The organism is Catenibacterium sp. co_0103 (assembly GCF_004168205.1).
Classification (GTDB): Bacteria; Bacillota_I; Bacilli_A; order Erysipelotrichales; family Coprobacillaceae; genus Catenibacterium; species Catenibacterium mitsuoka_A.
On the sequence record NZ_RCYB01000008.1, the window covers coordinates 43,283 to 53,239 of the forward strand.

At 34.0% G+C, this 9,957-nt stretch carries 12 protein-coding genes; 10 read left to right on the forward strand and 2 right to left on the reverse strand.

Going from position 1 to position 9,957, the window contains the following annotated elements; genetic code table 11:
- The first annotated feature begins 42 nt into the window (after positions 1-42).
- From EAI80_RS02650 to scpB, 5 genes are all read left to right on the forward strand, one after another.
- Positions 43-1,470, forward strand: a complete 1,428-nt coding sequence (locus EAI80_RS02650; RefSeq protein WP_192923988.1) for a metallophosphoesterase — start codon at positions 43-45, stop codon at positions 1,468-1,470.
- The gene (locus EAI80_RS02655) at positions 1,467-2,846 is read left to right on the forward strand and encodes an NAD(P)-dependent oxidoreductase (protein ID WP_129980851.1); all 1,380 of its coding nucleotides are present in this window, start codon (positions 1,467-1,469) and stop codon (positions 2,844-2,846) included. Before EAI80_RS02650 ends, EAI80_RS02655 begins: the two co-directional genes overlap by 4 nt.
- 119 nt (positions 2,847-2,965) lie before the next feature.
- Complete coding sequence (locus EAI80_RS02660; RefSeq protein ID WP_129980852.1) at positions 2,966-3,769, forward strand: folate family ECF transporter S component; 804 nt, start codon at positions 2,966-2,968, stop codon at positions 3,767-3,769.
- A gap of 10 nt (positions 3,770-3,779) precedes the next feature.
- Positions 3,780-4,517, forward strand: a complete 738-nt coding sequence (locus EAI80_RS02665; RefSeq protein WP_022424251.1) for a segregation/condensation protein A — start codon at positions 3,780-3,782, stop codon at positions 4,515-4,517.
- Positions 4,504-5,094 (forward strand): SMC-Scp complex subunit ScpB, encoded by a 591-nt coding sequence (gene scpB / locus EAI80_RS02670; RefSeq protein WP_129980853.1) that lies wholly within the window; start codon positions 4,504-4,506, stop codon positions 5,092-5,094. Before EAI80_RS02665 ends, scpB begins: the two co-directional genes overlap by 14 nt.
- A gap of 14 nt (positions 5,095-5,108) precedes the next feature.
- Here scpB and EAI80_RS02675 read toward each other — a convergent pair whose 3' ends face one another.
- Complete coding sequence (locus tag EAI80_RS02675) at positions 5,109-5,471, reverse strand: hypothetical protein (RefSeq protein WP_022424252.1); 363 nt, start codon at positions 5,469-5,471, stop codon at positions 5,109-5,111.
- 113 nt (positions 5,472-5,584) lie between these two features.
- Between EAI80_RS02675 and EAI80_RS02680 the strand changes: the two genes are divergently transcribed.
- Both EAI80_RS02680 and EAI80_RS02685 read left to right on the forward strand, forming a co-directional pair.
- The gene (locus tag EAI80_RS02680) at positions 5,585-6,139 is read left to right on the forward strand and encodes a DUF5662 family protein (protein WP_129980854.1); all 555 of its coding nucleotides are present in this window, start codon (positions 5,585-5,587) and stop codon (positions 6,137-6,139) included.
- Between the two features lie 30 nt (positions 6,140-6,169).
- Positions 6,170-6,913, forward strand: coding sequence for a pseudouridine synthase (locus EAI80_RS02685; RefSeq protein WP_129980855.1), 744 nt, complete (start codon positions 6,170-6,172; stop codon positions 6,911-6,913).
- A 29-nt stretch (positions 6,914-6,942) separates the two neighbouring features.
- Here the strand turns inward: EAI80_RS02685 and EAI80_RS02690 are convergent, their stop codons facing one another.
- Positions 6,943-7,119, reverse strand: coding sequence for a ferredoxin (locus EAI80_RS02690; protein ID WP_022424255.1), 177 nt, complete (start codon positions 7,117-7,119; stop codon positions 6,943-6,945).
- Between the two features lie 117 nt (positions 7,120-7,236).
- On the opposite strand from EAI80_RS02690, the gene EAI80_RS02695 reads away from it, so the two are divergent.
- The 3 genes from EAI80_RS02695 to der are packed head-to-tail and all read left to right on the forward strand — an operon-like array spanning position 7,237 to position 9,851.
- Positions 7,237-7,857, forward strand: a complete 621-nt coding sequence (locus tag EAI80_RS02695) for a hypothetical protein (RefSeq protein ID WP_129980856.1) — start codon at positions 7,237-7,239, stop codon at positions 7,855-7,857.
- A 12-nt stretch (positions 7,858-7,869) separates the two neighbouring features.
- Entirely contained in the window at positions 7,870-8,532 is a 663-nt protein-coding gene (gene cmk, locus EAI80_RS02700) for a (d)CMP kinase (RefSeq protein WP_129980857.1), read from the forward strand.
- 11 nt (positions 8,533-8,543) lie between these two features.
- Entirely contained in the window at positions 8,544-9,851 is a 1,308-nt protein-coding gene (gene der, locus EAI80_RS02705) for a ribosome biogenesis GTPase Der (RefSeq protein WP_117459621.1), read from the forward strand.
- Positions 9,852-9,957: the final 106 nt, after the last annotated feature.

Sequence of the window (9,957 nt, forward strand, 5' to 3'; positions counted from 1 at the left end):
AAGACCACATATGTGGTCTTTTTTCTTAAAGGAAGTACTATTATGGATGAATTTAGTGGTATTAATGCTTTTTTTAATATGATTTATCATCATGACCGTGCTTTTTCTCGCGCTTTATTGGATTACCAATCTTTTAATGATTATCGACAGTGGTTAAGAAATCATCACATAGAAATTAGAGAACTCGATATGATTGATGAGTATTCATTCAGTATGATTCGTCCTGGTATGACAATCAAGGATATATCCATGCTGACACATACTAATTTGCAGGAAGGTTTACAACGTATCCGTTCTTTCCTTAAAGATAAGATTTTCTTATTTCTTATTCCTGGTATTAATAAAGAAATTAAAGACTATTCTTTTACAGGGGTGGACTATATCTTTACAATAAGCAAACATTTTAAGCAGGAAGACTTGTCTTTCTTAGATCCATTCCCTGGACTACTTGAAGCTTTATTTTATGCAGATGAATGGCCTGGAGGACTCATATTTAATTCTCAACATGCATCCTTTTACCCATTACATAGTATTTCCCAGGCAAAGGCATTACAAAAGAGAATTGATGAGAAGACAATGTTTAATAAAGAAGGTCATTCTTCATTTATTTATCATTTATCTGATTTACATCTAGGTCCTAAAAAGAAGCTGAAAGCAGTCTCTAATTTACTAGATTCATTAGATGAATGTGATCAATATGCACAGAGTTCTCATCAAAAGCAGGTCTTTATTACAGGAGATCTTATGAACTCTCCTAATACAAAGAATATGTATCAGGCCAATGGCTTTATGACAATGATTAGAAAGAGATATAAGGCAGATATCACCTTTGTGTTAGGTAACCATGATATGATAGTAAAAGGCTTGAGTATTGGTGGAAGACAACGTACAAAAGTCATAGCCTATTTACTAGGTGAAAAGATCAAGGTTATAGAAAAAGATAAGATTGTACTTGTAAAGATAGATTCTAATGCTGGTGGTAATTTAGCTAGAGGAATGATCACAAGAAGACAATTAGATCAAATAGATTCAGAACTTGCAGGTATAGAAAATCTAGAAGATTATACGATTGTGGTCTTACTACATCATCATGTATTTAAAGTCTCTAAGTCAGACTTCTTAAAAATACAATGGCGTGAAAAATCTATATTTGGAAGTATATTGGATAAATCTAAGGCACTTGTAGATGCAGAAATGTTTGCCACATGGCTCACACAGCGTCATATTAAATATGTGCTTCATGGTCATAAGCATGTGCCTTATTTCATGAATAAAAAAGGTACATACTATATCTCAGCAGGAAGTGCAACAGGTGGCTTAAAAGAAAGTGAAAGTCATTACTATTCTTATAATGTATTGCGTTATGATTATATGGATAAGAAGATGAAAACATGTCTGATCTTCTATGATGATAAAAAGAAAGCAGAAAGACAACGTGTTGAAGTATATTTAATGGAGGAAGATGAATGAAATTAGTTGATAAAATGAAAGATGAGCGATTAGGAATTGCGATTTTATATAACTTCTCAAAGGGATATGAAAAACCTGTTCCTATGGAACTTTATGACATTGTATTGCCTTTTATTTATCATGATGCATTTAGAAAAGAAATTTTAAAGCATGATACATTAAAAGATGTTATTGAAGCATCAATTGAAGCAGATCCACATTTTAAAGAAGTGATTCTTGAAGCCATTAATGATGATGAAGGCATTACCTCTAAAGCATTAGGTATGGCTATGATGGGTGGAATGCTCACATATGAGATGATTGATGGAAAAGTTTGTGGAAAATTACATGAAGCTGAAGTTTTAGACTTTAATGAATGTATTATTTTTGGTAAGATGATGCAGGACCATACAAAAGAAGAAATTATTGATTTATTACATCAGGAACTTCGTATTGTCTTCTTGCAGGTAGAAACACTTGGAAAAGATGTGGATACACATATCTTTGATGATCTTGGAAGAGTGACTTATCATGAAAATGTAGACCAGTTAGATGTCATTTCTCTTTGTAAGGATGCAGATATTGTTATTACAAATAAGAATCTGTTTAGAAAAGTAGAAATTGACCGCTGTCCATATCTTAAGATGATTGCTGTAACAGCCACTGGTACAAACAATGTAGATTTAGATTATGCAAAAGAAAAAGGAATCCGAGTAGCTAACGTAAAAGGATATTCTACTGAAGCCGTTGCTCAGCTTACTCTTGCATTATGTCTAGAACTCATTGAACATACATCACGCTATGATAGTTATGTAAAATCACATCAATATGAAAAGGATAAGGTCTTCTCATTCTTTGGTTACTCGTTTCATGAACTATCTACTATGACTTGGGGAATTGTTGGTCTAGGCGCAATCGGTCAGCGCGTTGCACGTATTGCGGAAGCATTAGGATGTCAGGTGCAGTATTATTCTACAACTGGACATCATCAGGATGAACACTTCAAGCAGGTGGATTTTGATACATTACTTAAAACAAGTGACATTATTTCTATTCATTCACCTCTTACAAAAGAGACAGAACATTTATTTGATGCAGAAGCTTTCAAGAAGATGAAAGATACAGCTTATCTTATTAATGTAGGACGTGGTCCTATTATCGATGAAGAAGCATTAAGTGATGCATTAAATAATAACCTTATTGCTGGAGCAGGTTTAGATGTATTTGAAAAAGAACCACTTCCTTCAACAAGTCCTTTATATAGTGTTGATCCTCACAAGGTCGTTTTCACACCACATGTCGCATGGGGTTCAGTAGAAGCAAGACATCGTTTGATTCTTGAAGTACGTGAAAACATTATCGCTTTTATTAAAGGCGAGGACCGTAATAACTGTTAAAAAAGAAAAGGAGGAGCCTATAAGAAGGCAAGTGTACGGTCAGAGATGATCGGAATTAACGTCTGTGGACTAGCGATAGGTTGAAACAGAAACATTTGTTTATTGTAGCATTTAAAAAAATGATTCAAATTATTATTGTATGTATTTTAGTATTACTTGGTATTTACTGTTTTAAGTTTTACCCATTAGAAAGAAGAAATACCAAAAAGCTCGCATTTAGTGCTTTAATTATTATCATCACATTGATTTTGAAGAGACTTACTATTATGGTACCGTTATTTGGTGCTGAAAGCTTAAAGATTGGTTTTGAATATATTCCTGTTATGTTAGCAGGTGTGATTCTTTCACCAAGCTATGCTTATCTCATTGGTTTAATTACTGATTTACTTGGTTTAGTGATATCCCCAACAGGATTCCCATTCTTTGGATTTACACTCAATCAGGTACTGATTGGTTTAATCCCATCACTGATTGCTGTAAAAGTAAAGAATGTAGATGGAAAACGATTCAGTAAGATTGTATGTCTCATGATTGCATTATTTGGTGGAGCAGGATCGCTTTTTGTTGCTTTACAAAAAACAATCTCTATCGGTAAAGTCACTTATACATTAACATCTTTACAAAAAGGTGTTATGATTGGACTCTGCCTTATTGCCTCTATAGGTTTTATCTTGTTCATGTTGAAACGCACAAAGAATATGAAAGACAATGATGTGTTATTATTTGGTACTTGGCTATTAAGTGTTATTCTAGTAGAACTTGCAATTACATTCTGCTTAATACCTTTCTGGCTACAGATCATGTATGGCATTCCATTTGTGGTATCTGTAAGTATTCGTGTGATTAAGGCATGCTTTATTATTCCATTAGAAATCATTATTGGATTCCCATTATTGAAACAGATGGATAAATTATATAAATAGGAGTATAGATATGGAATATCAGGTCACAGTTGACCAGTTTACTGGGCCGCTCGATCTCTTGCTTCATCTAATAAAAGAACATGATATGGATCTTCTTGATCTTGATGTAGCGGCTGTATGTGACCAGTATCTCGCTTATATTCAAACAATGGATCCTTCACTCTTAGAAGCTGTCTCTGAATATTTAGTTATGGCAGCCTGGCTTATTGAAATGAAAAGTAAACTATTACTTCCTAAGCCAGAAATAGATGAAGAAGATGATTATGAAGCAGAAAGAAAAAGAATGATTGAAAGACTGATTGAAAAGAACCGTATTAACGGTATCTTAGAAGCCTTTGAAGCTTCTTATGATAAACGTCAGACAATGCATTCTAAAATACCTTCAGCACTTGAAGAATATCTTCCTAGTGGTGAAGAAACTATTCCTGAGGGAATGGAAGTATATGATCTCATCAAGGCAATGCAAAGAGTCATGCAAAGACGTGCATTACTCCAGCCCCTTGAATCAAAGATTGCACGTGTAGAAATATCTATTGATGAAAGAACTGAACAGATCAGAAGCTATTTCTTACGTCATAAAGATAAAACTGTTGATTTTGAAGACTTGTTTGATGAAGGAGACCGCTATTTTGCGATAGTCACATTCCTTTCTATTCTAGTCTTAGTGAAAAACAGTGAGTTATTGATTACTCAAAGTGGTAATTTTGAAAAGATTTATTTGAAAGGAACAAGCTATGGACAAGAATGAGTATTTATCAGTCATAGAAGGTATGCTTTATATCTATGGTGATGAAGGTGTTACAATTAAAGATGTTGCGGAAGCATTAGAAATCACTAAGAAAGAAGCATATGAACTGATGGATGAATTACTCTCTTATTATGCTTCTAAAACAGTTAAGGGTGTAGATATATGTGATTTTGGTGGTACTTATAAGATGGTCACATTGCCTCAGCATGATGTCTATTATAAGAAGATGATGACTACAAGTGGTAGAAAACTATCTAAATCAGCCTTAGAAACATTAGCTATTGTGGCTTATTATCAGCCTGTTACTAGAATTCGTATTGAAGAAATACGTGGTGTAGGCTGTGAATCAATGATTCGTAAGCTTTTAGCACAAGCCCTTATTAAAGAAGTAGGACGTGATGATTCACCAGGTAAACCAGTCTTATATGGTGTTACTGATGAATTCATGGATGCTTTTAACTTAAAAAGCTTGGATGAATTACCAGAACTTAAAGAAATTGAATCTGAATTTGATGAAGAAGATATCTTCAATACAAAATATCAGGAAAAGGTAGAAGAAAAGCCAGAAACGAATTAGTTTCTGGCTTTTTTTTATAGTTTACATTCTTTTAATAGTTTTAAACGACGTTTATAATACTCTATCTTTTCTTTAACCTGTTTCTTTACTGCCACAGAAGTTGATTCTGCAAGAGAAATGGTACCAAGCATGATCAAGAGTGTCACGATTGGCATTCCAAATAAGAATAACTTAGAATGACTAATAAAGAAAAGGATACCTAATACGACAATACTTATTAATGCATATCTTAAAGTACGCATACCTAAGCAGTAACTATATATTTCTGCTCTCACATTTTTGTAGGAATTCTCTAAGAAAGTAATAACCTCCTCACAGCTTTCTACATCAAGTGAAGCATCATCAATATTTGTTTCTATTTCAATGTGAAATGCCATAGTTCTACCTCCAATTCTCTATCATTATAACATTGAATTCTAAAAAGAAAAGACATATACTTAAGAATGATTTTATGTTATAGTTGTAGACACACAGAAATGAGGAAAATACAGTGCATATATGGGGACATTTTAAAACAATCACAAAACATAAGATATTAGTAGGAAAGCTATGCTTTAAAGTACACTTATATAAGCAGGGCTTATTACATGACTTATCTAAATATACTCCTACTGAATTTATTACAGGAATCAAGTATTATAAAGGTACTTATTCTCCTAATAGTGCTGAAAGAAATGAAATAGGCTATTCAACAGCCTGGCTTCATCATAAAGGCCGTAATAAACATCATTGGGAATATTGGGTGGATTTTACTAGAAAAGGGCAAGTACCTGCCAAAATGCCTTATAATTATGTACTAGAGATGTTCTGTGATAGAGTTGCAGCAAGTAAGATATATGAAGGAAAGAATTATACAGATGCCTTTCCTCTACAATACTATGAATCAGGACAATATTCATATATATTACATCCTGAAACACGTGCCTTACTTCGTTTTATGCTTGTCTATTTAAAGGATCATGGACTTGATGATACAATCAAGATGATTAATAGACATCATGATTATGATGAATATTTTGTTGAATTTAAGGACGATTTAATGTAGATTAGTTAATGGAAAAGAAAGGGTGAAACAATGGAAGAAAGATTACAAAAAGTCATTGCACAGAGTGGTTATACTTCACGTCGTAAAGCAGAAGAACTCATTCAGCAGGGTAAAGTTACTGTGAATGGTGAAGTGGTAACAGTGCTTGGTACTAAGGTCACTAAGAAAGATACAATCTGTGTCAATGGAAAACTTATTAATAAAGAAGATAAAGTATATTATTTATTCTATAAACCAGAAAAATGCGTATGTACTATGAGTGATGAACATGATCGTACATGTGTAGCAGATTATTTTAGTGATAGTAATGAAAGAGTTTATCCAGTAGGAAGACTTGACTATGATACAACAGGTGCTTTATTTATGACAAATGATGGTGAATTTGCGAACCTTATTATGCATCCATCTAGCCATTTAGAAAAGGTGTATGAAGTATCTGTTAAGGGATTACTTACTAAGGCTGAAAAGAACCAGCTAGAAAGAGGAATTTATCTAGAAGGTGTTAAAACATTACCTTGTGAAATTGCGATTACTGGAAATGATGAAGAACATGGTACAACTATGTTGATGATCCGTTTAGTAGAAGGCAAGAACAGACAGATCAAGAAGATGTTTGAAGAAGTAGGACATCCTGTTAAGCGTTTAAGAAGAATTATGATTGGTCCAATCGACTTAAAGGGATTAACTCCTGGTACTTATCGTCGTTTAAAGCCTAAAGAAGTTAATGTATTACGTACTATGGCTTTAAAAAAGAAGAACGCAAACAAAAAATAAAAGAGGATGCATCGCATCCTCTTGCTTTATTATTCAGCTTCAATTACGCCAACTGGGCAGCCGTCGATAGCATCCTGAACAGCTGGATCTTCAGTTTCTTCAACGATTACCTTTGCTAATCCTTCGTCATCTAATTCGAAAACGTCTGGACAGATTCCTGTGCAAGCACCGCAACCTAAGCAGCCTTCATTAACTTTAACTTTCATTTACATATCCTCCTTATTTCATATAAATCTATTATAACGGATTATGAGGTTTTTTGAAAGTTATTTTCTTAATTTTATAGGTATGCTATAATAGATACGATTAGGTGGTGATATTATATGTCAGAACAGACAAGAATGTCTAAGTATAAAGATTTACGTGATAATATTGATGATGATATGAGTTATGTACCTCATGAAGAGGATGATAGTGATGATGATTTCTTATCATTTATTCCAAAATCAAATCATCATGAAAGTCTAGAACCAAAGACATACGAGACACTCAAATATGAAAGCAACCCATTTGAATCATTACATGAAGAACGTGATAGTGTGGCTAGAACACGTATTGATACACGTCTTGATATTTTGAATGCAATGAAAGAGGATGCTTCTTCACAGGATACCACCTGTGATTATCATACGTCTGAGTTAAGAAGAGGACATGCGGTAAAGGGCGGTAGTTTGATGGATAAGCTTGCTGCAATGTCACCTGAAGAAGATGTTGAAGCTTTTAGAAAGTATAGTGAAGAAATACCACATCGTGAACCAGTAAAAACTGAACCAGTAGTAAGAACTACAGCACACGCTGAGCATGAGAGAAGACATGCACAAAAAAGAGCACCATTACCTGAAAAACAAGAAGATTCTAAACTTACAAAGATCTTAAATGGTGTTGTAGGATTACTTGTTGTTGCGGTGATTGTATTTATTGTTATGACTTTTCTGAATATTTAGGGGGATTTTAGAATGAAGAAAATTGCTATTGCGATTGATGGGCCTGCAGCTGCGGGTAAGTCTACGATTGCTAAAAGAGTTGCAAATAATCTAGGTTATACTTATATTGATACAGGCGCAATGTATCGCTGTGTGGCATATTATGCACTTGTTAAAGGCGTTGATTTTCATGATGAAAATGCTGTCTGTCGTTTATTACCAGAAATCAAGATTAAATTGATGCCTGATAACACTGTCTATTTAAATGATCGTGATGTAACTTCAGATATTCGTGTCAATGAAATTAGTGCAGGTGCATCTATTGTTTCTGCTTATTCTAAGGTAAGAACATATTTAGTAGCACAACAAAGAGAAATGGCCAAAGAAGGTGGCGTTATTCTTGATGGTAGAGATATTGGAACTGTCGTATTACCAAATGCAGAATTAAAAATTTACCAGGTAGCATCTATTGAATGTCGTGCTTTACGTCGTCATAATGAAAACTTAAGTCGTGGATTGAATTCTGATCTTGATGAAATCAAGAAGGAAGTGGCTGCACGTGATGAAGCAGATATGACACGTGAGATTTCTCCATTGAAGAAAGCAGATGATGCGATTGAAATTGATACTTCAGATATGACTATTGATGAAGTTGTTGCTCATATTATGAATTTAGTTGAAGAAAAGACTCAATAAGGAGGCGAAATATGAAAAAAGGTATTGTTGCGATTGTAGGTCGTGCAAATGTTGGGAAGTCTACATTATTTAACCGTATTATTGGTGAACGTGTTTCTATTGTAGAAGACGTACCAGGTGTTACAAGAGATCGTATTTATGCGAAAGCAAGCTGGCTTACAAAAGAATTTAGAATTATTGATACCGGTGGTATTGAATTAAAGAATGCTGATTTTAGAGAACAGATCAAGACTCAGGCTGAGATTGCGATTGAAGAAGCTGATGTTATTATCTTTGTAGTTAATGGACGTGAAGGTTTAACAAGTGAAGATAACTTTGTTGCAAGAATGCTTCAGAAGTCAGGTAAACCTGTACTTTTAGCTGTTAATAAGATTGATGATGTCGCATTTAGAGACAACATTTATGATTTTTATAGTTTAGGTATTGGTGAACCAATTCCTGTCTCAAGTGCTCATGGTATTGGTGTAGGGGATCTTCTTGATGAAGTCATTAGAGTGCTTCCAGATGAAGAAGATGAATTTGAAGAAGATGAAATCAAGGTATCTATTATTGGTAGACCAAATGTAGGTAAATCTTCTTTAACTAATGCAATCCTAGGTGAAGACCGTGTTATTGTTTCTAATATTGAAGGAACAACAAGAGATGCCATTGATACAGCATTTGAAAAAGATGGTTATAAGTATAGAATCATCGATACAGCAGGCATGCGTAAAAAAGGTAAAGTCTATGAGAATATTGAAAAATATTCAGTACTACGTGCTTTAAAGGCTGTAGAACAGAGTGATGTTATTCTTTGTGTTGTCGATGGTGAAAGAGGTATTATTGAACAGGATAAGCATGTAGCTGGTTATGCACATGAATTAGGTAAATCTGTTGTTTTAGTTGTTAATAAGTGGGATGCTGTCACTAAAGATGAAAAGACAATGGCTAAGATGGAAAAGACTTTAAGAGAACAGTTCAAGTATCTTGACTATGCACGTATTGCCTTCGTTAGTGCTTTAAAGAAACAACGTATTAATACATTATTTGATTTAATTGTAGAAGCTTATATGAATGCTCATAAACGTGTAACTACAAGTGTATTAAATGATGTTATTGTAGATGCTCAGGCAATGAACCCTACAACTACATTTGAAGGTGGAAGACTTAAGATTTATTATGCCAACCAGGTTGCAGTACAGCCACCAACATTTGTATTATTTGTAAATGATCCTAAGTTTATGCATTTCTCATATAAGCGTTATTTAGAAAACTGCTTAAGAGATCGTTTTGGATTTGAAGGAACTCCAATCCATATTATTTGTAGAAAAAGAGACTAAACTGACCATAAAAGGTCAGTTTTTTTGCACGTGTGCCGGGCATGGCACTAATTCAGTCGGAGATAGTCTGACCACAGGTATTTACCGCCAAGTGTAGTGAACCACA